This is a genomic window from Variovorax sp. AC194 (assembly GCF_979257995.1).
Genome location: NZ_OZ409823.1, coordinates 5123733 through 5146287 on the forward strand (window position 1 = coordinate 5123733; position 22555 = coordinate 5146287).

The 22555-nt window shown below is 67.5% G+C and carries 20 protein-coding genes; 14 read left to right on the plus strand and 6 right to left on the minus strand.

Annotated features, from left to right (window positions below; genetic code table 11):
- Position 1 precedes the first annotated feature (1 nt).
- Positions 2 to 730, minus strand: a complete 729-nt coding sequence (locus ACZYRS_RS24415; protein ID WP_463421315.1) for a phosphonate utilization associated transcriptional regulator — start codon at positions 728 to 730, stop codon at positions 2 to 4.
- Positions 731 to 886: 156 nt separating this feature from the next.
- Here ACZYRS_RS24415 and ACZYRS_RS24420 point away from each other — a divergent pair, with 156 nt between their 5' ends.
- The 4 genes from ACZYRS_RS24420 (at position 887) to ACZYRS_RS24435 (ending at position 6154) form a co-directional block, all read left to right on the plus strand.
- The gene (locus ACZYRS_RS24420; RefSeq protein WP_443083371.1) at positions 887 to 1924 is read left to right on the plus strand and encodes a putative 2-aminoethylphosphonate ABC transporter substrate-binding protein; all 1038 of its coding nucleotides are present in this window, start codon (positions 887 to 889) and stop codon (positions 1922 to 1924) included.
- A gap of 179 nt (positions 1925 to 2103) precedes the next feature.
- Positions 2104 to 3243, plus strand: coding sequence for a putative 2-aminoethylphosphonate ABC transporter ATP-binding protein (locus ACZYRS_RS24425; RefSeq protein WP_198788045.1), 1140 nt, complete (start codon positions 2104 to 2106; stop codon positions 3241 to 3243).
- Positions 3240 to 4973 carry a putative 2-aminoethylphosphonate ABC transporter permease subunit gene (locus ACZYRS_RS24430; protein ID WP_463421316.1) on the plus strand — a complete coding sequence of 578 codons (1734 nt, stop codon included), beginning with the start codon at positions 3240 to 3242 and terminating at the stop codon, positions 4971 to 4973. Before ACZYRS_RS24425 ends, ACZYRS_RS24430 begins: the two co-directional genes overlap by 4 nt.
- Before the next feature lie 50 nt (positions 4974 to 5023).
- Complete coding sequence (locus ACZYRS_RS24435) at positions 5024 to 6154, plus strand: 2-aminoethylphosphonate--pyruvate transaminase (RefSeq protein ID WP_198788048.1); 1131 nt, start codon at positions 5024 to 5026, stop codon at positions 6152 to 6154.
- 29 nt (positions 6155 to 6183) lie between these two features.
- On the opposite strand, the gene ACZYRS_RS24440 is transcribed toward ACZYRS_RS24435, so the two are convergent.
- Positions 6184 to 7482 (minus strand): SUMF1/EgtB/PvdO family nonheme iron enzyme, encoded by a 1299-nt coding sequence (locus ACZYRS_RS24440; RefSeq protein ID WP_463421317.1) that lies wholly within the window; start codon positions 7480 to 7482, stop codon positions 6184 to 6186.
- A 164-nt stretch (positions 7483 to 7646) separates the two neighbouring features.
- Between ACZYRS_RS24440 and ACZYRS_RS24445 the strand changes: the two genes are divergently transcribed.
- Both ACZYRS_RS24445 and ACZYRS_RS24450 read left to right on the plus strand, forming a co-directional pair.
- Positions 7647 to 8297 carry a TRAP transporter small permease subunit gene (locus ACZYRS_RS24445; protein ID WP_198788051.1) on the plus strand — a complete coding sequence of 217 codons (651 nt, stop codon included), beginning with the start codon at positions 7647 to 7649 and terminating at the stop codon, positions 8295 to 8297.
- 25 nt (positions 8298 to 8322) lie between these two features.
- Complete coding sequence (locus ACZYRS_RS24450) at positions 8323 to 10173, plus strand: TRAP transporter large permease (protein WP_463421318.1); 1851 nt, start codon at positions 8323 to 8325, stop codon at positions 10171 to 10173.
- A 115-nt stretch (positions 10174 to 10288) separates the two neighbouring features.
- Here ACZYRS_RS24450 and ACZYRS_RS24455 read toward each other — a convergent pair whose 3' ends face one another.
- The 4 genes from ACZYRS_RS24455 to xseB form a co-directional block, all read right to left on the minus strand.
- Positions 10289 to 11371, minus strand: a complete 1083-nt coding sequence (locus ACZYRS_RS24455; RefSeq protein ID WP_198788053.1) for a TRAP transporter substrate-binding protein — start codon at positions 11369 to 11371, stop codon at positions 10289 to 10291.
- 113 nt (positions 11372 to 11484) lie between these two features.
- Positions 11485 to 13341: a 1-deoxy-D-xylulose-5-phosphate synthase gene (gene dxs / locus ACZYRS_RS24460; RefSeq protein WP_198788054.1), complete on the minus strand. Its 1857-nt coding sequence runs from the start codon at positions 13339 to 13341 to the stop codon at positions 11485 to 11487.
- A 176-nt stretch (positions 13342 to 13517) separates the two neighbouring features.
- Positions 13518 to 14432 carry a polyprenyl synthetase family protein gene (locus tag ACZYRS_RS24465; RefSeq protein WP_463421319.1) on the minus strand — a complete coding sequence of 305 codons (915 nt, stop codon included), beginning with the start codon at positions 14430 to 14432 and terminating at the stop codon, positions 13518 to 13520.
- The gene (gene xseB / locus ACZYRS_RS24470) at positions 14429 to 14695 is read right to left on the minus strand and encodes an exodeoxyribonuclease VII small subunit (protein ID WP_093434602.1); all 267 of its coding nucleotides are present in this window, start codon (positions 14693 to 14695) and stop codon (positions 14429 to 14431) included. The genes ACZYRS_RS24465 and xseB overlap by 4 nt, the downstream gene beginning before the upstream one ends.
- Positions 14696 to 14874: 179 nt before the next feature.
- On the opposite strand from xseB, the gene ACZYRS_RS24475 reads away from it, so the two are divergent.
- From ACZYRS_RS24475 to ACZYRS_RS24510, 8 genes are all read left to right on the plus strand, one after another.
- Positions 14875 to 16020, plus strand: a complete 1146-nt coding sequence (locus tag ACZYRS_RS24475) for an aromatic ring-hydroxylating oxygenase subunit alpha (protein ID WP_463421320.1) — start codon at positions 14875 to 14877, stop codon at positions 16018 to 16020.
- A 58-nt stretch (positions 16021 to 16078) separates the two neighbouring features.
- Complete coding sequence (locus ACZYRS_RS24480; protein ID WP_233101989.1) at positions 16079 to 17011, plus strand: DMT family transporter; 933 nt, start codon at positions 16079 to 16081, stop codon at positions 17009 to 17011.
- A 28-nt stretch (positions 17012 to 17039) separates the two neighbouring features.
- Positions 17040 to 17948: a sulfurtransferase gene (locus ACZYRS_RS24485; protein ID WP_463421321.1), complete on the plus strand. Its 909-nt coding sequence runs from the start codon at positions 17040 to 17042 to the stop codon at positions 17946 to 17948.
- The gene (locus ACZYRS_RS24490; protein ID WP_463421322.1) at positions 17945 to 18538 is read left to right on the plus strand and encodes a DUF2796 domain-containing protein; all 594 of its coding nucleotides are present in this window, start codon (positions 17945 to 17947) and stop codon (positions 18536 to 18538) included. Before ACZYRS_RS24485 ends, ACZYRS_RS24490 begins: the two co-directional genes overlap by 4 nt.
- A 4-nt stretch (positions 18539 to 18542) precedes the next feature.
- Complete coding sequence (locus ACZYRS_RS24495; protein WP_463421323.1) at positions 18543 to 19289, plus strand: ABC transporter ATP-binding protein; 747 nt, start codon at positions 18543 to 18545, stop codon at positions 19287 to 19289.
- On the plus strand, positions 19286 to 20548 hold the full coding sequence (locus ACZYRS_RS24500; protein WP_463421324.1) for an ABC transporter permease: 1263 nt from the start codon (positions 19286 to 19288) through the stop codon (positions 20546 to 20548). Before ACZYRS_RS24495 ends, ACZYRS_RS24500 begins: the two co-directional genes overlap by 4 nt.
- Before the next feature lie 3 nt (positions 20549 to 20551).
- Positions 20552 to 21190: a DUF3299 domain-containing protein gene (locus ACZYRS_RS24505; RefSeq protein WP_463421325.1), complete on the plus strand. Its 639-nt coding sequence runs from the start codon at positions 20552 to 20554 to the stop codon at positions 21188 to 21190.
- Positions 21191 to 21360: 170 nt separating this feature from the next.
- On the plus strand, positions 21361 to 22548 hold the full coding sequence (locus tag ACZYRS_RS24510; RefSeq protein WP_463421326.1) for a hypothetical protein: 1188 nt from the start codon (positions 21361 to 21363) through the stop codon (positions 22546 to 22548).
- Positions 22549 to 22555 lie beyond the last annotated feature (7 nt).

Consider the following 22555-nt stretch of genomic DNA (forward strand, 5'->3'; position numbering starts at 1 on the left):
TTCAGACTTCCTTCTGGGGTGGGTTGTTCGATGCGGGGGCCGCGTCGGAATCGGCGCGGCCGAAGGCCTTGTGCATGCGCGCGCGGCTGCCCGCGACGTGCTCGCGCAGTGCGCGTCCTGCCGTCTCGGGATTGCCGCTCGCGATGGCGTCGACGATGTGGCTGTGCTCGTCGGCCGAGACCCGGAGGCCCCCGCCGCTGTCGAGCGCGCGCATTCTGAAGAGGTGCAGTTCCTTCACGAGGCGCTTGTAGGTTTCAGTGAGCTTCCTGCTGCCGGCGGTGTCCAGCAGGATCTCGTGGAACTGCAGGTTGAGTTGCGCGTACTGCTCCACGTCCTGTGCCTGGCCGGCCGAGCGCATCGCATCGACCATGGCGCGCAGCCGCTCGATCGCGTCGGGTGCGATGGCCAGCGCCACGCGGCGGCCGATGATTTCCTCGAGCGCTTCGCGCAGCTCATAGATCTCGTCGGCTTCCTCGAACGCGATCTCGCGCACGAAGACGCCGCGGTTCTTTTCGTTGCGCACGAGGCCGGCTTCTTCGAGGGCGCGCAGCGCCTCGCGGATCGGGCCTCGGCTGGTGTTGAAGCGCTGCGAGAGCTCGCTCTCGTTGATGCGGCTGCCCACGGGGAGCTCGCCGGTCATGATCAAACGCTCGATTTCTTCCTGCATCAGCATCGGCAGCGAGCTGGACTGGAGAAACGCGAGGGCGGCGGAGTGATTGCTGGTGACCATGGGGCGTATTTTCCCGAAGGATTGAAAATTGTCAACAATCTTTTATTGACAGTCATCAATCGTCAATCTACATTGCGTTCACCGACCTTGGCGCGCCCATTGCCGGAGCCCGCCACTCACCCCTTCAGTGACAGCAAGCCCTCTCAGGAGAAACAGATGACGATGAAACAAAGCACGCGCCGTCTCACGGCGGCCCTGTGTGTCGCGGCCCTCGGCCTCGTGGCCGGTACGGCGTGGGCGCAGAAGACCCCGCTGCTGGTCTACACGGCGCTGGAGACCGACGCCATGAAGCTCTACAAGGACGCCTTCGAGAAGGCCAACCCCGACATCGAGGTGAAGTGGGTGCGCGACTCCACCGGCATCGTCACCGCCAAGCTGCTGGCCGAAAAAGCCAATCCGCAGGCCGACGTGGTGGCCGGCCTGGCCGCCAGCAGCCTCGCGCTGCTGCAGCAGGAAGGCATGCTCCTTCCCTATGAGCCCAAGGGCTTCAAGGACCTGAACCCCGCCTACTCCGATGCCGCGCGCCCACCGGCCTGGGTCGGCATGGACGTGTGGGCCGCGACCATCTGCTTCAACCGCATCGAAGCCCAGAAGCTCGGCCTGCCGAAGCCCGAAACCTGGAAGGACCTGGCCAAGCCCGTCTACAAGGGCACCATCTCGATGCCGCACCCGGCCTCCAGCGGCACCGGCTACCTGGACGTGTCGTCGTGGCTGCAGAACATGGGCGATGCCGAAGGCTGGAAGTACATGGACGCGCTGCACCAGAACATCGCGCAGTACGTGCACTCGGGCTCCAAGCCCTGCAAGCAGGCGGGCGCGGGCGAATTCCCGATCGGCATCTCGTTCGAGTTCCGCGCGCACCAAGTCAAGAAGTCGGGCGCGCCGGTCGACCTGATCTTTCCGAAGGAGGGCTTGGGCTGGGACATCGAGGCCACCAGCATCATGAAGACCAGCGCGAAGCTGCCGCAGGCCAAGCGCTTCGCCGACTGGATGGCCAGCAAGGAAGCCAACCAGATCACCTCCACCTGGTGGGCCGTGGTCGCCTACCCCGGCGTGGCCTCCAAGCTCGAAGGCATTCCCGAGAACTACGAAAAGCTGCTGGCCAAGAACGACATCAACTGGGCTGCGAAGAACCGCGAACGCATCCTGGCCGAGTGGAGCAAGCGCTACGAAGGCAAGGCCGAACCGAAATAAGGCTCGCCCCCAGGCTGCGCGCACTTCGTGTCGCTTCGCCAACCCCCTACCGGGGGCGACACCAGCGGCCCGGCAAAGCCGGTTCCGCGGTGTCTCGCGAAGAAGCCCGATCCGGCCGCCGTCCTTCTTCAACCCGCGACGCCGATCCTTGCGGCGCCCGCCAACGACGAGTGCGAAAAATGGACATGACCGACACCCGATTCATTGCCAGCCCGGTACCGACGAACGCTCCCGCAGCGCTGGAGATCGTCGGCGTGCGCAAGGACTTCGAGACCTTCAGCGCGCTGCGCGACGTGCACCTGCGCGTGAACCCGGGCGAGATGCTGTGCTTTCTCGGCCCCTCGGGCTGCGGCAAGACCACGCTCCTGCGCATCATCGCGGGACTGGAGACGCAGACCGCCGGACAGATCCTGCAGAACGGCAAGGACGTCTCTTGGCTCTCGCCGGACAAGCGCGACTACGGCATCGTGTTCCAGTCGTACGCGCTCTTTCCCAACCTCTCGATCGCCGAGAACATCGGCTATGGCCTGGTCAACAGCCGCGCGAAGAGGGGCGAGATCAAGGCGCGCGTCGAAGAGCTCCTGAAGCTCGTCGGCCTGCCGACTTCGGGCAACAAGTACCCGAGCCAGCTCTCCGGCGGCCAGCAGCAGCGCGTGGCCCTGGCCCGCGCGCTCGCCACGCGCCCCGGCCTCCTCCTGCTCGACGAGCCGCTCTCGGCGCTCGACGCGCTGGAGCGCATTCGTCTGCGCGGCGAGATCCGCCGGCTGCAAAAGCAGGTCGGCATCACCACCATCATGGTCACGCACGACCAGGAAGAAGCGCTCTCGATGGCCGACCGCATCGTGGTCATGAACCACGGCGTGATCGAGCAGGTGGGCACGCCCATGGAGGTCTACGAGCAGCCGGCCACGCCCTTCGTGGCGGACTTCGTGGGCAAGGTCAACGTGCTGCGTTCGGTGGCGCTGGGCAACCACCGCTTCCAGGTCGGCGACATGGAGCTCGAATGCGATGCCTGCGACGGCGCCTTCGAGCCCGGCGAGGCCGTCAACCTGTACCTGCGTCCCGAAGACCGCGCGGTCGAGCACCTGGGTGACGACACGCCCAACCGCCTGCAGGCGAAGGTGACGAAGGTCGAGTTCCTCGGCGGCCTCTGCATCGCCGAGGTGACCGCCGATGCGCTGCACGGGCAGGTGCTGGGCCTGCACTTCTCGCTCAACCAACTGCACGACCTGGACATCCGCGAAGGCAACACCATCGACATCGCGCTGCGCGCCAATCGCATCCGCGCCTTCTCCGCCGCACGCACGCCCAAGCCATGAACACGCTGGCCCACCCCACCGCCATGAAGGCGTCGTTCGGCGCGCGGCCCGCGATGCGCTGGAGCCGCGACGAGACCATCGCGCGCTGCATCCTGTTCGTCGTGATGGCGATGCTGTTCGTGTTTCTCGTCGCGCCGCTTTTCACCATCCTCGCGCACGCGGTGCAGGACAAGGACGGCCGCTTCGTCGGCCTGGCGCACTTCATCACCTACTTCCAGACGCCGAGCCTGCTGCGCGCGGCCTGGAACTCGATCTGGGTGTCGGCGGCGGTGGTGACGATCTCGGTGCCCACGGCGTTCGTCTTCGCCTATGCGCTCACGCGCAGCCGCATGCCGGTGGCGCTCAAGGCCGTGTTCCGGCTCATCGCGCTCATTCCGCTGCTCGCGCCCTCGCTGCTGTCGGCCATCTCGTTCGTGCAGTGGTTCGGCAACCAGGGCGCGCTCAAGTTCCTCCTGGGCGGCATGTCGATCTACGGCGCGCCGGGGATCATCATGGCCGAGGTCTACAACACCTTTCCGCATGCGCTGATGATCCTGGTCACCGCGCTGTCGCTGGCCGACGGCCGGCTCTACGAGGCGGCCACCGCGCTGCGCACGCGGCCGCTGCGCCAGTTCATGACCATCACGCTGCCCTCGTGCAAGTACGGCCTCATCAGCGCGGCCACGGTGGTCTTCACCTACGTGGTGAGCGACTTCGGCGCGCCCAAGGTGATCGGCGGCAACTTCAACGTGCTGTCGGTCGATGTGTTCAAGCAGGTGGTGGGGCAGCACAACTTCTCCATCGGCGCGGTGGTGGGCATGCTGCTCCTCTTGCCCTCGATCGTCTCGTTCGTGATCGACTATGTGGTGCGGCGCAAGCTGAAGGCGCAGCTCACCGCGCGCTCGGTGCCCTACAGCCCCAAGCGCCGCAAGGTGGCCGATGCACTGCTCACGCTCTTTTGCACCGTGGTGTGCGCCCTCTTGCTGGCCACCATCGGCATGGCGATCTACACCTCGCTGATTTCGCTCTGGCCCTACGACCTGTCGCTCACGCTCAAGCACTACCACTTCGTGCTGGTGGAGAGCGACATGGCCGCGGCCTACGGCAACAGCCTGCTGGTGGCGATGGTCACTGCCGTGGCCGGTTCGCTGATCGTCTTCGTGGGCGCCTACCTGATCGAGAAGACGCGCAACCTGGGCCTCATGCGCAAGGGCATGCACCTGATGGCCGTGCTCTCGATGGCGGTGCCGGGCCTGGTGCTCGGCCTGGGCTACGTGATGTTCTTCAACCATCCGGCCAACCCGCTGAATTTTCTCTACCAGACGATGGCGATCCTGGTCATCTCGATGGTGGTGCACTACTACACCTCCAGCCACCTCACGGCGGTGACGGCGCTCAAGCAGATCGACAACGAGTTCGAGGCCGTGTCGGCCTCGCTCAAGGTGCCGTTCTTCAAGACCTTCCTGCGCGTGACGGTGCCGGTGTGCCTGCCGGCCATCCTGGACATCGGGCGCTACTTCTTCGTGGTGTCGATGGCGAGCCTGTCGTGCGCCATCTTTCTCTACACGCCCGAGACCATCCTCGCGTCGGTCGCAATCATGCACCTGGACGACGCCGGCGACATCGGCCCGGCCGCGGCGCTCGCGAGCCTGATCGTGGTCACCTCGACGCTCGTGTGCATCGCCTATTCGCTGCTCACGCGCGTGCTGCTCGCGCGCACGCAGGCCTGGCGCAACCTCAGCCGCGGCTGAGGCAGGCCTTGCTTCTCTTTCCTCATTTCCTTTCCCCGCCTGGAGACACCATGAGTCAAGCCCCCCACCCCATCCTGCTCACACCCGGCCCCCTCACCACCTCGGACCGCACGCGCCAGGCGATGCTGCGCGACTGGGGATCGTGGGACGCCGACTTCAACCAGATCACCGCGCGCATCCGCAAGAACGTGCTGGACATCGTGCACGGCACGGGCACGCACGAATGCGTTCCGCTGCAGGGCAGCGGCACCTTCTCGGTGGAAGCGGCCATCGGCACCCTCGTTCCGCGCAGCGGCCATGTGCTGGTGCCGAGCAACGGCGCGTACTGCCAGCGCCTGGCGAAAATCTGCAAGGTGCTGGGCCGCAAGCTCACCACCATCGACTACACCGAAGACAAGCAGGTGTCGCCCGCCGACGTCGACCGCGCGCTGGCCGCCGACCCGGGCATCACGCACGTGGCACTGGTGCATTGCGAAACGGGCGCGGGCGTGCTCAACCCGCTGCACGAGATCGCGCTGGTGGTTGCAAAGCATGGGCGCGGCCTGATCATCGACGCGATGAGTTCCTTCGGCGCGCTGGAGATCGATGCGCGCAAGACGCCCTTCGACGCGGTCGTCGCGGCTTCGGGCAAGTGCCTCGAAGGCGTGCCGGGCATGGGCTTCGTCGTCGTCAAGCGCAGTACGCTCGAGAAGTGCGAAGGCAACTGCCACTCGCTGAGCATGGACCTGTACGACCAGTGGGTCTACATGGAGAAGACCACGCAGTGGCGCTTCACGCCGCCCACGCACGTGGTCGCCGCGCTCGACACGGCCATCGCGCAGTACATCGAGGAAGGGGGCCTGGCCGCGCGCGGCGGGCGCTATGCGCGCAACTGCAAGGCGCTCATCGACGGGCTGGCCACGCTGGGCTTTCGCAGCTTTCTCGATCCGGCGATCCAGGCGCCGATCATCGTCACCTTCCATGCGCCCGACGATGCGAACTACGACTTCAAGACCTTCTACCAGGAGGTGAAGAAGCGCGGCTACATCCTCTACCCGGGCAAGCTCACGCAGGTCGAGACCTTCCGCGTGGGCTGCATGGGGCACTTCGGCGATGCGGGCATTCCGGGCGCTGTCGCGGCCATTGCGGACACGCTGAAGGCCATGGGCATCCGGCAGGTGTCGGCAACCGCCACGGCCTGAACACGCCTGCGCGGCGGACGCAGACTGCGCTACAGCGCGCAGGTCCTGAAACCGAAGAAACCGTCGTCGCGCTCGGGCAGCGCGAAGCTCCGGCGGCGCGGCGAACGCAGCCGCGCACGCGTGGCGAACGACGCGCCGCGCAGCACGCGCGCGCGGCCGAAGGCGGCCACCGGATCGAACTCGCCGCCCGCGCTCCATGGGTCGGCGCGGAACCCGGGCCAGGGCTGCAACGTGCCCGCGGTCCACTCGTGCACGTCGGCCCAGCGAAAGCCGCGTCGCGCGGCGGTGTGCGCCGCGATTTCCCACTCGACCTCGGTCGCGATGCGGCGTCCGGCCCAGCGCGCCCACGCGTCGGCCTCCCACCAGCTCAGGTGCACGGCACTGTGGTGTCCCGCCGCGCGCACGGTGACGCCGAAGCGTTGCTGCAGCACCGAGCCGCCGGTGCCGTTGCGCGCCACGCCGATCTGCTCGACATGGCGCGGCCCGCGCCGCCCCTCGACCTGCGCGGCCAGCCAGCGCCAGCCGTCGGCATGCCACAGCGCCTCGCGGTCGTAGCCGCCGTCGTCGACGAATTCGATGTACTGGTTCCAGGTGACGGGCTGCGCATCGATCTCGAACTCGGGCACGTCTACCTGGTGCGCAGCGCGCTCCTGCGCGAAGGCGAAGCCGCGCTCGGCCAGGCCCAGTTCCCAGCGCGTGGCGGGCACCAGGAGCGGCTCGCGCGTGACGGCGATGGGCGCCTGCTCGATGCCCAACGGCAGCCCGAGCGTCTGCGCCATCACCACGAACTGCTCGCCGCGCAGGTCTTCGTGGAACAGCGCGAGGCGATAGAAGTACAGGCCCGCATCGGTCTCGGCCGCGTGCTCGAGCAGCTCGAGCGTGCTCTCCAGCGTTTCGAGCAGGTAGGCCTTGGTCTGGCCGAGGTAAGGCAGGTCGGCCGACCAGCGGCGGCCGGGCGAACTCTGCGCCGGGTTCCACCAGTCGTCGGCACTGGGCTCGATGGCGGCCAGGCGCGTGGGCCGCACCGGGCAGTCGATGCCGAAGGCGCGCTGCGTGTTGCGCCCGATCCACCACTCGGCGAACCAGCCGATGTGCCCGGCCAGCCACACGGGGGGCACCACGCCTTCGTCTTCGGGAACGGGCGGCACGGCGAGGGCTTCGGAGCCCAGCGCTTCTTCGTAGAGGGTCAGCAGGTGCAGCGTGTGGTTGCGCGCGTCGATCAGGGCCAGCGAGAGCAGGTCGCGGCCAGCGCGGCACATGTCGGGCGAATCGATGGAGTGCGGCGCCGCCCCGGCGGCAGACGAGGTGTGTCTCGGTGTCTGGGCCATGACGGCATTATGACCAGCCGCAGCCCCTGGGTAGGCCCTCAAGGAACTTTTCCACTACACCGATAGAATTCGCACCGCCTCACGCACCCGACCCGCTGGCATACAAGGCCAGAGCGTCGGGTGCGGTCGTATCTGGGGGCATCCAATACAAAAATGGAGATGTAATGCAAGGCTTGCTCAAGCTGTCCCGAGCCATCGACTGGCTCAATGCCCAGGTGGGCAAATACGCCATCTGGCTCATCCTGGCCGCCACGGTGATCAGCGCCCTCAACGCGATCGTGCGCAAGGTCTTCAACACCAGTTCCAACGCCTTCCTCGAAGTGCAGTGGTACCTCTTCGCGTGGTCGTTCCTGATCGCCGCGGGCTACACGCTGCTGCACCGCGAGCACGTGCGGATCGACGTGCTCAACAGCCGCCTGTCCAAGAGGAAGCAGGTGTGGATCGACATCATCGGCTTCTCATGTTTCCTCACGCCGCTGTGCATCGCGGTGCTCTACCTGTCGATGCCCGTGGTGATGCAGATGTACCGGTCCGGCGAGATGTCGGGCAACTCGGGCGGCCTCATTCGCTGGCCCGTGTGGGCGGCGCTGCCGTTCGGCTTCACGCTGCTGCTGCTGCAGGGCTGGTCGGAGCTGATCAAGCGCATCGCCTTCCTGCGCGGCGAGGGCCCCGACCCGATGGGCCGGCTGACCGACAAGACGGCCGAGGCCGAACTCATCGAGGCGCTGCGCCTGCAGGCCGAGGCGGACGCCGCCAAGGCCGCCGCTGCCGCAGCAGCCACGGGCACGGGCGCCGCGCCCAAGCCGCAACACTGAACCGCCAGGCGCCAGAAAAAACACCATGGAATTCATCGTTGCCAATTTCGCCCCGATCATGTTCGCGGGGCTCATCTGCTTCCTGCTGCTGGGTTTCCCGGTGGCCTTCAGCCTCGGGGCCTGCGGCCTGTTCTTCGGTTTCGTGGGCATCGAGCTGGGCGTGTTCCAGTCGTCGGTGATGGCGTGGCTGCCCCAGCGGCTGATCGGCATCATGGCCAACGACACGCTGCTGGCCGTGCCCTTCTTCACGCTCATGGGCCTCATCCTGGAGCGAAGCGGCATGGCCGAGGACCTGCTGGACACGGTCGGCCAGGTCTTCGGTCCGATGCGCGGCGGCCTCGCGCTGGCGGTGATCTTCGTCGGCGCGCTGCTGGCGGCCACCACCGGCGTGGTCGCGGCCTCGGTCATCTCGATGGGCCTGATCTCGTTGCCGATCATGCTGCGCTACGGCTACGACCGGCGCCTGTCCAGCGGCGTGATCGCGGCCTCGGGCACGCTGGCCCAGATCATTCCGCCCTCGCTGGTGCTGATCATCATGGCCGACCAGCTCGGCAAGAGCGTGGGCGACATGTACAAGGGCGCGTTCCTGCCCGGCTTCATGCTGATGGGCCTGTACGTGCTGTACGTGGTGTTCCTCGCGATCTTCAAGCCCACGCAGGTGCCCGCGCTGCCGGCCGAGGCACGCACCTTCCGCGAACCGAACGGCAGCGGCGGCTACACCTCGCTGGTGGGCATCACGGCGCTGTCGGCGGTGGTGGCGGTGATCCTCGCGCGCAACATGGAAGCGGTGCACACCTGGTTCCAGGGCCATGAAGTGACCTCCGTGGCAACCGACGAGAAGGTCGTGGTCGCCATGTGTGGCGGCGTGTTCGTGGCGCTGGTGATCGCGCTCATCAACAAGGGCCTGAAGCTCAACCTGCTGTCGCGCCTGGCCGAGCGGGTCACCTTCGTGCTGATCCCGCCGCTGCTCCTGATCTTCCTGGTGCTGGGCACCATCTTCCTGGGCGTGGCCACGCCCACCGAAGGCGGCGCGATGGGCGCCATGGGCGCGCTCATCATGGCCTGGGTGCGCCGTCGCATGAGCTTCTCGCTGTTGAAGCAAGCGCTCGGCTCGACCACGCGGCTGTCCAGCTTCGTGATGTTCATCCTGATCGGCGCGACGGTGTTCAGCCTGGTGTTCCAGGCCGCGGACGGCCCGATCTGGGTGGAGCACCTGCTGACGTCGCTGCCCGGCGGCCCGGTGGGCTTTTTGATCGCGGTGAACGTGCTGGTGTTCTTCCTGGCGTTCTTTCTCGATTACTTCGAGCTCTCTTTCATCGTGGTGCCGCTGCTGGCGCCGGTGGCGCACAAGATGGGCATCGACCTCATCTGGTTCGGCGTGCTGCTGGCGGTGAACATGCAGACCTCGTTCATGCACCCGCCCTTCGGCTTCGCGCTCTTCTTCCTGCGCTCGGTCGCGCCCGAGAAGCAGTACGTGGACCGCGTGACGCAGAAGGTCATGGAGCCCGTGACGACGATGCAGATCTACAAGGGCGCGATCCCGTTCGTGCTGATCCAGCTGACCATGGTGGCCATCCTCATCGCGTTCCCGCAGATCGTGACGGGCGCCCTGGACAAGGAAGTGAAGGTCAACCTGGACGACATCGGCGCGCAGATGCGCGACAGCCTGAAGTCCGACGAGGGCGCGACGCCGACCGACCCCTACGGCGGCCCCGAGGAGGCCGCGCCAGGCGCCGAGCCCAAGACCGAACCTGCCGCGCCGGGGGCCGCGCCAAGTGCCGCCCCCGCTGCGCCGGAACCCTCGGCGGAAAGCACCGAGAGCGATCCGATGAAGGCGATGCAGGACGCGCTCAAGGCGCAGAACCCCAAGCCCTGAGCGACAAACTCACCCGCCTCTTCTCCAAGAGGCGGCCCATGAAAAAAGGCCGGCCCGCGAAAGCGGCCGGCCTTTTTGCTGCGCGCCGCCGGCGAACCGGCGGCAGCGCGAGGCGTCAGATCTTGATCGAGTTCATGTACTGGTTGAACGGGTACTCCGAGAAGCGGTTCCACAGGATCTGGTCGCGCTGGAAGGCGCGCATGTCCTGATGGATCTTCTTGAAGTCGGGCGACTTGGCTTCGTGCTCGGCGAACACTTCCATCGAGGCCTTGAAGCCCGCATCCATCACGGCCTTGGGGAACGGCTTGAGCTGCGTCTTGGCGGCCACGAGGCGCTTGATCGCGAGCGGGTTGAAGGCGTCGTACTTGGCGATCATGTCGCGCGCGGCGACCTTGGTGGCCGCATCCAGGATGGCCTTGTTCTCGTCCGACAGCTTGGCGTAGGCCTTGTTGTTGATGAAGAACTCCAGGTCGGCGCCGCCTTCCCACCAGCCGGGGTAGTAGTAGTACGGGGCGACCTTGTTGAAGCCCAGCTTCTCGTCGTCGTACGGGCCGACGAATTCGGCGGCGTCCAGCGTGCCCTTCTCCAGGGCCTGGTACACATCGCCCGCGGGCATGTTCTGCGACACCACGCCCAGCTTGGCCATGGCCTCGCCGAACACGCCGCCGCCCATGCGCATCTTCAGGCCCTTCAGGTCCTCGACGGTCTTGATTTCCTTGCGGTACCAGCCGCCCATCTGCGTGCCGGTGTTGCCGGCGCTGGCGGTGCGGAAGTTGTATTGCGCGAAGAAGGCGTCCAGGAGCTTGCGGCCGTTGCCGTAGTCTTTCCACGAATCGGTCTGGCGTGCGGTCAGGCCGAAGGGCACGGCGCAGCTGAACGCGAAGATCGGGTCCTTGCCGGTGAAGTAGTAGGCGGCGGTCTGCGCCATCTCGAGCGTGTCGCCCTGCAGCGCATCGACCACGCCGAACGCGGGCATCAACTCGCCGGCGGGGTGAGCCGAGATTTCGAACTTGCCGCCGGACAGCGCCTTGACGGTCTTGGAGAGCATTTCAGCGCTTCCGAAAATCGTGTCGAGCGAACGGGGGAAGCTCGAGGCGAGGCGCCAGCGCACGGCCGTCTGCGCGTGCACGGCGGGCGCGATGCCGGCGGCCAGAACGCCGGCGATGCCGGCGTTTTTGATGAGGGAACGACGATCCATTGATTCACTCCGGGTTCTTTTGAAAAAACGAAACGCGGCTTGTGACCGCGTTGGGGACTTTTGTATAAGTCTTCTTGATTGTAAAAACCGGCTTACAGGCGCCCGGCGGGGGTTTACCCTGCGACGGTGCCGAAGCGTTGCGCGATCGACGCAGTAATGCCTGCTGCATCCAGGCCGATCGATGCCAGCAGCTTGGCCGGATCGCCGTGTTCGATGAAGCGGTCGGGCAGGCCCAGCTGCAACACCGGCTTCTGGACGTTCGCGGCCTGCAATGCTTCCAGCACCGCGCTGCCCGCGCCGCCCATGGTGGCGCCCTCTTCGAGCGTGACGATGGCATCGTGCGTGCCCGCCACCTGCAGCAGCAGTTCGACATCGAGCGGCTTGGCCCAGCGCATGTTGACCACCGTCGCGTCGAGCGAGTCGGCGGCGGTGAGCGCGGGATACAGCAGCGAGCCGAACGCGAGGATCGCGATGCGCTTGCCTTCGCGACGCACCTCGCCCTTGCCCAGCGGCAGCGCGTCGAGCGTGAGGTGCGGCGCAACGCCGGCGCCCGCGCCGCGCGGGTAGCGCACGGCCACAGGATGGTTCTGTTCGTAGGCGCTCGTGAGCAGCTGGCGCAGCTCGCGCTCGTCCGCGGGGCAGGCGATGCTCATGTTGGGAATGCAGCGCAGGAACGGGATGTCGTAGGCGCCCGCATGCGTGGCGCCATCGGCGCCGACGAGGCCCGCGCGGTCGAGCGCGAACACCACCGGCAGGTTCTGGATCGCCACGTCGTGGATCAGCTGGTCGTAGGCGCGCTGCAGGAAGGTCGAGTAGATCGCGACCACGGGTTTCAGGCCCTCGCACGCGAGGCCCGCCGCGAAGGTGACCGCGTGCTGCTCGGCGATGCCGACGTCGTAATAGCGATCAGGGAAACGCTGCTCGAACTCCACGAGCCCCGAGCCTTCGCGCATCGCGGGCGTGATGCCCACGAGACGGCCGTCGTGCGCGGCCGTGTCGCACAGCCACTGGCCGAACACCTGCGTGAAGGTCTGCTTGGCCACCGCGGCGGACTTGACGAGGCCCACCTGCGGATCGAACTTGCCCGGCCCGTGGTAGGCCACCGGATCGGCTTCGGCCAGCTTGTAGCCCTGCCCCTTCTTCGTGACCACGTGCAGGAACTGCGGGCCGCTCAGGTGCTTCAGGTTCTCCAGCGTCGGGACCAGCGAATCGAGGTCGTGGCCGTCGATCGGGCCGACGTAGTTGAAGCCGAACTGCTCGAACAACGTGGCCGGCACCACCATGCCCTTGGCATGCTGCTCGAAGCGCTTGGCCAGTTCGAAGAGCGGCGGCGCGGCGCGCAGCACGCTCTTGCCGACGTTCTTGGCGGCGGCGTAGAAATTGCCGCTCATCAGTTGCGCAAGGTAGCGGTTGAGCGCGCCGACGGGCGGGCTGATCGACATGTCGTTGTCGTTCAGGATCACCAGCAGCTTGCAGTCGCACACGCCCGCGTTGTTGAGCGCCTCGAAGGCCATGCCGGCCGTCAAGGCGCCGTCGCCGATGATGGCCACGGTATAGCGGTCTTCGCCCTTCTGTTTGGCGGCCATCGCCATGCCGAGCGCGGCCGAGATGCTGGTGGACGAGTGCGCGGTGCCGAAGGTGTCGTACTCGCTCTCGCTTCGCTGCGGAAAGCCCGAGATGCCGCCGATTTGCCGCAGCGTGGGCATGCGCTCGCGCCGGCCGGTGAGGATCTTGTGCGGATAGGTCTGGTGGCCCACGTCCCACACCAGCCGGTCGTGCGGCGTGTTGAACACGTGGTGCAGCGCGACCGTGAGCTCGACCGTGCCGAGGTTGGAACTCAGGTGCCCGCCGGTGCGCGAAACGTTGTCGAGCACGCAGGCGCGCACCTCGTCGGACAGCTGACGCAGCTGTGCGCGGTCGTACTGGCGGATCGGCGAGGGGTCGTGGAGTGTGGGAAGCAGCGGAGCCATGTGGGTTTCTTTTCTCAGTTTTCCATCACGCTTCGCATGACCCGCGACGCATGAAACTGCCGCGATTCAGTCGGGAGACATCGCGGAACCGGCTTTGCCGGGCCGCTGGTGTCGCCCCCTGAAAGGGGGTTGGCGAAGCGACACGAAGTGCGCGAAGACTGGGGGTAAGTTTCATCCTAGCGGTCGCGGTCGACCACCATGTGGGCGAGAGCGCGCAATGCGGCGGTGTCGGCCAGGCCGCTCTTCGCAAGCGCGGCGAGCGCATCGGACAGCAACTGGCGCGCCTGCGTGCGCGCGCCATCGAGGCCGAGCAGCGACACGTAGGTGGGCTTGTCGGCAGCAGCGTCCTTGCCGGCGGTCTTGCCGAGGGTTTGAGAATCGGCGGTGACGTCCAGGATGTCGTCCACCACCTGGAACGCGAGGCCGATGGCCGCGCCGTACGCGCACAGCGCCTTCAGCGCGGCGGACGAAACGTTGCCGCAGGCGGCGCCCATCTCGACGCTGCCCTGCAGCAGCGCGCCGGTCTTCAGTCGGTGCATTTCGCGCAGCTGTGCTTCGTTCAGTGCGATGCCGACGCTGGCCAGATCGATCGCCTGCCCGCCCGCCATGCCCTGGCTGCCCGCGGCGCGCGCGAGCAGGCGGCACAGCGTGGCCTGCGTGGCCGCGGGAATCTCGTCGCCCTCGGGCGTGAGCAGCTCGAAGGCCAGCGCCTGCAGCGCGTCGCCCGCGAGCAGCGCATCGGCCTCGCCGAACTTCACATGCACCGTGGGCTTGCCGCGGCGCAGCACGTCGTTGTCCATGCAGGGCAGGTCGTCGTGCACGAGCGAATAGGCGTGGATCAGTTCGGTGGCACAGGCCGCGCGCAGCGCAGCAGCTTCGTTGCCGCCGACCGCCTCGCTGGCCGCGAGCACCAGCAAGGGCCGCAGCCGCTTGCCGCCGTCGAGCACCGCATAGCGCATCGCATCGCCCAGGAGCACCGGCGAATCGACGCCGACCCAGCGCGAGAGCGCCGCTTCGACGCGCGCCAGGTGCGGCTCGCTCCAGCCGGCGAGCCGGGCGGCATTCCATTCGGTCATGGTGGCCGCGCTCATTCGGCCGTCCAGACCTTCAGGCTGCCCGCATCGAGCACCTTGATCTGGTCTTCGACCGCCTGCAGCTTGTCGCGGCAGAAGGCGAGCAATGCGGCGCCGCGCTGGTAGCTGCCGAGCAGCTGGTCCAGGGGCAACTGGCCCGATTCGAGTTCTGCAACCAGTTGCTCCAGTTCCTGAAGCCCGGCTTCGTAACTGGCGGGCAACGGCCCCGTATCGGGCGTGGCCGCCGGGCTGGATGAGGAAGGGGAAGGCACCTTGGGCATGCAACGGAACGTGGGTGAAACAGGGCATTTTAGGACGGGGGGACAAATGGGGGCCCGCAGGTACAATGCGAACTCTTCTTGTTGGCAAACCAACACACCTCTCGGGCCGTTGCACCTTCAGACGGCGCCTTCCGTTATTTCCTTTTTTTCTCCCTGTGGGGAGCTTGGTCAGGTCCTCCATGTCTGATTTAAGTCTTCAACTGCAGCAGGCCGCGAGCCAACTTCCAGTTTCCGCGTATTTCGACGAGGCCCTGTACGCCCGCGAAATGCAAAACCTTTTCTCGCGAGGGCCCCGCTACGTCGGCCATCGCCTCGCCGTGCCCGAAATGGGCAACTTCCACACCCTGCCGCAGGAGCACCAGGGCCGCGCGCTGGTCCACACGCCCAAGGGCGTGGAGCTGATCTCCAACGTGTGCCGCCACCGCCAGGCGCTGATCCTGCAGGGCCGCGGCCAGCTGGACAACCAGGCCGGCGGCAACATCGTCTGCCCGCTGCACCGCTGGACCTACGCCGCGAGCGATGCGCGCACCACCGGCACCCTGATCGGCGCGCCGCATTTCGACCAGGACCCGTGCCTGAACCTGCACAACTACCCGCTCACCGAGTGGAACGGCCTGCTGTTCGAGAAGAATGCCGACGGCACGGGCCGCGACGTGGCCGCCGACATGCGCGGCCTCGGCCCGCAGGCGGACCTCGACTTCTCGGGCTACGCGCTGGACCGCGTCGAGCTGCACGAGTGCAACTACAACTGGAAGACCTTCATCGAGGTCTATCTGGAGGACTACCACGTCGGCCCGTTCCACCCGGGCCTGGGGAGCTTCGTCACCTGCGACGACCTGCGCTGGGAGTTCAACCAGAACTATTCGGTGCAGACCGTGGGCGTGGCCAACCGCCTGGGCCGCGCGGGCAGCCCGGTCTACCAGAAGTGGCAGGAGCAATTGCTCAAGTACCGCGACGGCAAGCCGCCCAAGTACGGCGCGATCTGGCTGACCTACTACCCGCACGTGATGGTCGAGTGGTATCCGCACGTGCTCACCGTCTCGACGCTGCACCCGGTGAGCCCGACCAAGACGCTCAACATGGTCGAGTTCTTCTATCCCGAGGAAATCGTCGCCTTCGAGCGCGAATTCGTCGAAGCCCAGCAGGCCGCCTACATGGAAACCTGCGTGGAAGACGACGAGATCGCCGAGCGCATGGACGCCGGCCGCCGCGCGCTGATGCTGCGCGGCGACAACGAGACCGGCCCCTACCAGAGCCCGATGGAAGACGGCATGCAGCAGTTCCACGAGTGGTACAAGGCCGCGATGCAGCAGCAACCCGCGTGACGCCGGTCTCGCCCCGGGGCCTCCGGGGCATTCTTTCCCCTTACATGAAGTAGAGACGATGCAAGCGCTCTGGATGGTGCTCGGCGCCTTTTTGTTCGCGACCATGAGCGTCGTGGTGAAGATCGCGTCCCAGTGGTTCAACAGCGGCGAGATGGTGCTGGGGCGCGGCCTCATCGGCATCGTTTTTCTCTGGCTGCTCGCGCGCAGGATGCGTATCTCGCTGGCCACCAAGTACCCCGGCATGCACGCCTGGCGCAGCACCATCGGCGTGATCTCGCTGGGCGCTTGGTTCTACGCCATCGCGCACATGCCGCTGGCCACCGCCGTCACGCTCAACTACATGAGCAGCGTGTGGGTCGCAGCCTTCCTCATCGGCGGCGCGCTGCTCGCGTGGGTGCCGGTGCCCGGGCGCGACGGCCGAGTGGCGCGCCCGCCGCTGCAGGGCGCGCTTGCGATGACCGTGCTCGCGGGCTTCATCGGCGTGGTGCTGATGCTCAAGCCCACGGTCAGCGGCAACGAAGGTTTCGCGGGCATGCTGGGCCTGCTGTCGGGCCTCACGGCCGCGTTCGCCTACATGCAGGTGGTGGCGCTTTCGCGCATCGGCGAGCCCGAGCTGCGCACGGTGTTCTATTTCGCGGTCGGCTCGGCCGTGGCGGGCGCGTTCGCGACCGCGGCCACCGGGTTTTCGGGCAGCAGTTCGTGGACCTGGCAGCATGCGCTGTGGCTGCTGCCGATCGGCCTCCTGGCCGCCCTCGGACAACTCTGCATGACCCGCGCCTACGCCACCGCCAAGACCGAGGCCGGTACGCTCGTGGTGGCCAACCTGCAGTACTCGGGCATCATCTTCGCTGCGTTCTACAGCGTGGTGGTGTTCGACGACCGCATCGACGCCGCCGGCTGGGGCGGCATGGCGCTCATCGTGGTGAGCGGCATCGCGGCCACCGTGCTGCGCCAGCGGGCGGTGCCCAAGGCGCCGGCCGAAGAACACTGAAGCATCTCACCCCCAAGGAGAACACGCCATGTACACCACCCTCGTCAGCGTCGAACAACTCCAGCAACTGCAGAACAGCGAAACGCCTCACATGGTGTTCGACTGCAGCTTCGAACTCATGAAGCCCGAGGCCGGCCCGCAGCTCTACGCGGCGGCCCACATTCCCGGCGCGCTGTACGCCAACCTGGACACCGACCTGAGCGCCAGACACGGCGTGCCCGGCGCGCACGGCGACGTGGTGGTGGCGCAGGAAGACGGCGTGCCCGCCTCGGGCGGTCGCCATCCGCTGCCCAGCCGCGAGAAGTTCGCGGCATGGCTCTCGGGCATCGGCTTCTCCAACGACATGCAGGCCGTGGTGTACGACCGCAACGGCGCCAACTACTGCGGGCGCCTGTGGTGGATGCTCAAGTGGATGGGCCACGATGCGGTCGCCGTGCTCGACGGCGGCCTGCAGGCCTGGCAGGCCGCGGGCGGCGAGGTGACCGACCGCGAGGAGCCCGCACGCTTCCAGTCGAATTTCGTACAGGGCGAGCCGTTGGCCAGGCTCGTCACTACCGACACCGTGTTGCATCGGCTCGGCCAAGCTGACCAGCAGCTGATCGACGCGAGAGCCGGTGCACGGTATCGCGGCGAGATGGAACCTCTGGACCCGATTGCCGGTCACATCCCCGGGGCCCTGAACCGGCCCTTCGCCGAGAACCTCGGCCCCGACGGCAAGTTCAAGCCGGCATCGCAATTGCGTGCCGAGTTCGAAGCGCTGCTCGCGGGACGCGACGCGGCGACGGTCGTCCACCAATGCGGCAGCGGCGTGAGCGCGGTGCCCAACCTGCTTGCGATGCAGATCGCCGGGCTCGGGACGACCGCGCTCTATGCCGGCAGCTGGAGCGAATGGAGCAACACGCCGGGGCTGCCGACCCGGCAAGGCGCAGAACCATGAAACACCACATCCGACTCCGACGCATCTCCGGTCTCGCACTCCCCTCCTTATTCGCCGCAGCACTGTTCGCTGCAGCCCCCTTCGTTTCCGCGCAAGCCCAGCAGCAGCACGCCCACGTGCACGGCCAGATGAAGCTGGACGTGGCCATCGACGGCCCCACCGTGGTGATCGACATGGAGTCGCCCCTGGACAACATCGTCGGCTTCGAACGCGCCCCGAAGACCGATGCCGAGAAGGCCACCGTCGAGGCCGCCGTCGCCCAGCTGCGCGCGGCCGACAAGCTCTTCGCCATCGACCCCGCGGCCAATTGCAAGCTCGGCCCGGTCGACCTGCGCTCCGGCGCGCTGGGCCTGGGCAACCCCGACCCGAGCGAGCCCGTGGGCCATGCGGACCTGGACGCCACCTTCTCCTTCAACTGCACCAACGCGGCCGCCGCGAAGTTCATCGACCTGAACCTGTTCAGCGTGTTCAAGGGCCTGCGCCAGATCGATTCGCAGATCGCTTCGTCGCAAGGCCAGTTCAAGCGCCAGCTCAAGCGCCCCGCCGGCGCGCAGGCGGCCCAGCCCGCACGCCTTGGCTGGGGCAAGTAAAACTGTGAGCACCGCTTCGCAGGCCGATGCGACGCCCTTGCGCGTCGTGCTCTCGGCCGAGTCCCTGCGCTTCGCATGGCCCGGCGTGAAGGCGCCGTGCATCGACATCGAGGCCTTCCGCATCAGCGCCGGCGAATCGGTGTTCCTGCACGGCCCGAGCGGCTGCGGCAAGAGCACGCTGTTGTCGCTGCTGGCCGGCGTGCTGGTGGCCGACGAAGGCCGTGTCATGCTGCTGGGGCACGACTGGTCGCAGCTCTCGGGCGCCGCGCGCGACCGCAGCCGCGTGGCCCACGTGGGCTACATCTTCCAGCAGTTCAACCTCCTGCCTTACCTGAGCGTGCTGGACAACGTGCTCTTGCCCTGCCGCTTCTCGGCCCGGCGCGAAGCGCAGGCCGCGCGCAACGGCAGTTCGCGTGAAGAAGCCGAGCACCTGCTCGACCAGATGGGCCTGGACCGCAACCTCTGGAAGCGCCAGGCGCTGCAGCTCTCCGTAGGCCAGCAGCAGCGCGTGGCCGCGGCGCGCGCGCTCATCGGCCAGCCCGAGGTGGTGATCGCCGACGAGCCCACCTCCGCGCTCGACGAAGACCGGCGCGAGGCCTTTCTCGACGTGCTGCTCACGGCCTGCGCGGTCAATCACAGCGCGCTCGTGTTCGTGAGCCACGACCAGCGCATCGCGCAGCGCTTTGCGCGGCATGTGCTGTTGCCGGAAATCAATCGCGCAGCTTCGACTGCTATGGCGGTGGACGCATGAAGGCGCTCTTTTCGATTGCGTGGCGCAGCGCCTGGAACCGCCGCTTCACGCTCGCGCTCACCGTCTTCTCGATCGCGCTCTCGACCTTCCTCCTGCTCGGCGTCGAACGCATCCGCACCGAGCTGCGCGAGAACTTCGCCTCGTCCGTCTCGGGCACCGACCTCATCGTCGGCGCGCGCACCGGCTCCACGCAGCTCTTGCTGTACTCGGTGTTCCGCATCGGCGCGGCCACCAACAACATCTCGTGGAAGAGCGTGCAGGCATTGGCCGCGCACCAGGGCGTCGACTGGGTCGTGCCGCTGTCGCTGGGCGATTCGCACCGCGGCTTCGCGGTGCTGGCCACGTCGCCCGAGTACTTCGCGCACTTTCGCTATGGCGACAAGCAACTGCTGAAGCTGCGCGAGGGCAAGCCCTTCAGCGAACTGTTCGATGCGGTGGTGGGCGCCGAGGTGGCCGACAAGCTCGGCTACCACGTGGGCCAGAAGATCACGCTCGCGCACGGCAGCGGCGAGCTCAACGTGGCCGAGCATGCCGACAAGCCCTTCACCGTGGTCGGCGTGCTCGCGCGCACCGGCACGCCGGTGGACCGCACGGTGCACATCGGCCTCGCGGCCATGGAAGCCATCCACCTCGAATGGGTCGGCGGCGCGCCGATGCCGGGCGTGAAGATTCCCGCCGAGCAGGTGCGCAAGTTCGACCTCACGCCCAAGAACGTGACGGCCGCGCTCGTGGGCCTGAAAAACCGCGCCGCGGTGTTCGGCGTGCAGCGCTGGATTTCCACCTACAACGGCGAGCCGCTGATGGCCATCCTCCCCGGCGTGGCGCTGGACGAGTTGTGGAGCGTGATCGGCATCGGCGAGAACGCGCTCCTGCTGATGTCGGCGCTGGTCGCGCTCGTTAGTCTCGCGGGCCTCGTCTCCGTGGTGATGGCGGGCCTGAACGAACGCCGCCGCGAACTGGCCGTGCTGCGCGCCGTGGGCGCCGGCTTGCGCCATGTGCTGGCGCTGCTCGCGCTCGAAGGCGCGATGGTCACCGTGCTGGGCGTGGCCCTGGGCGTGGTGATGGCGGTGCTGGGCATCGCCCTCCTCTCGCCGTGGCTGCAGTCGCAGTTCGGGCTGACACTGAGCCTCTCGGAACCTACACTCAACGAATGGCTGCTGATGGCGAGCCTGCTGGTGGCAGGCTGGCTGGCCAGCCTTTTGCCCGGCATTCGCGCCTACCGACTCTCGTTGGCCGACGGCCTCTCACCGAGGATTTGAACCATGCGCATCGCAAAGAAGACTTTCCCGACCGACGCTTTCACTCGCCTTTCATTGCTGCTGGCGGGCGCCGGCCTCGCAGCACTGACGTGGGCCGCCGAGCCCGCCCCCAAGGACACCACCGCATCGAACCCGCTCGGCGGCAAGGCCGCTGCACCCGCCGTGGCCAAGGGCACGCCGGGCCAGCCGCGCCAGATCACCTGGGAAGAACTGGTGCCCAAGGACTGGGACCCGGCCAAGGACTTCAAGGACATGGACCTGAGCGCGCTGGACGACGGGGACCCGCGCGCCAACGAGATGCTCATGAAGATGCAGGAGGTGTCGAACAACGCACCGACCAACCCCGCGATGAACGGCGCCGAGATCAAGATCCCCGGCTTCATCGTGCCGCTCGAAGAGGCCAAGGGCGAAGTCACCGAGTTCCTGCTGGTGCCCTACTTCGGCGCCTGCATCCACACGCCGCCGCCGCCGGCCAACCAGATCCTGCACGTCATTCCGCAGAAGGGCGCCAAGTTCCGCGCGATGGACACCGTGTGGGTCACCGGCAAGCTGCAAACGCAGCGCAACGATTCGATGATGGGCGTGAGCGGCTACCACGTGAGCGCCAGCAGCGTCACCAAGTACTCGGGCGGCTCGAAGTAACGCTCTCCTGTAGGCCGTAGGGCCTCATCCGCGCCGCCGGCACAGGCCGGATGGCTTAGCCGCCGGCCGTGCCTACAACGCACGGCGGCGCCGCATCCCGCGTTCGATGGATGCGCGGCGCGCCCGCCGCGCCTAGATTGGCCAGCGTCGTCCCAGATGGAGAAGGCGCCATGCGGGTCCTGCCGGTCTTTCCTGTCCTCGTGCTTGTGCCGTTGCTCGCCGCGAGCCTGGGCGATGCGCTCGCGCAGCCCGCCCCGCGCATGGCGCGCAGCGACCGCGCCGCCACCGCCATTCCGCTGGAGCGCAGCCCCGACCGCGCAGCGCCCGCCGCGCAATGGTCGGCACCTCAACGCCCACCCCAGCGCCACATGCCCGCGGCCTCGGCGCTGCGCCCGCCAACCGACACCGGCATCGTCCGCCAGGTCGAGATCGTGCCGCGCCAGCAGACGGTCAACCAGTACCTGGAGCGCCGCGGCGTGGTGGCCGACCGGCCCACCGTCGAGGCCTTCCGCGCGATGAACCCGCAGGTCACCGCCACCAACCGCATTCCCGCGCAGACGCGCGTCTCGGCCTTCGTGCCCGAGGCCGCCGCCACACGGCCCGCGACCGCGTTGCAGCCCCGCGCGCGCGTCGACATGGCGCAGGCCGCGCGCTACACGGCGGCCGTCGAGGTCGATCGCACAAGCCTCATCCAGGCCAAGGCGCTGCAGCTGCCGTCGAGCGCCTACCGCCGGCCCGTGGACATCGACCAGCACCGCAACCTGCTAGCGAGCGTCGACACCACCGCGCGGCTGGTCGCGCAGCGTGCGCCCGCGTTGCCTTCGCGCGAGCTCGCGCTCTCGCGCTACTACCTGCGCAATGCCAACGGCGTGGCGCAGCAGATCAACGCGCAGGCCGCCACGCGCCCCATCGGCGAGCCCGAGCTGCAGAAGCTCGCCGACGCCTCCCGTCCGGTGCAGGCCATGCAGGCGCGCATGGTCAACGGCGAGAAGCCGCTGGAGTTCCGCCAGGTCACGGTGAAGGTGCGCGGCGAGGACGGCAAGGACCTGGGCGAACCCCTGCGCGTGTACGTGCTGCCCGCGGGCCTGGTGGACCAGCCCGACGACCCGGAGCTCATCCTGGAGCTGCTCACGCTGCTGAGCTTCGAGCGCCCGACCTCGCCCTCCACTGGCGAGGTGCAGCGCGGCGAAATGCGGCTGTGGGTCGGGCCCGATTTCAAGTACCGCGAGATGGCCGACCTCGTCATGGCCCGCGGCCTCACGCGCTTCATGCCGGTCCACGGGCACCTGCTCGATGCGACCAGCCCCGACCTGCTGTTCATGGCGCCCGCAAGCATCACGGTGCCGCCCGCGCGTTGATCCACGC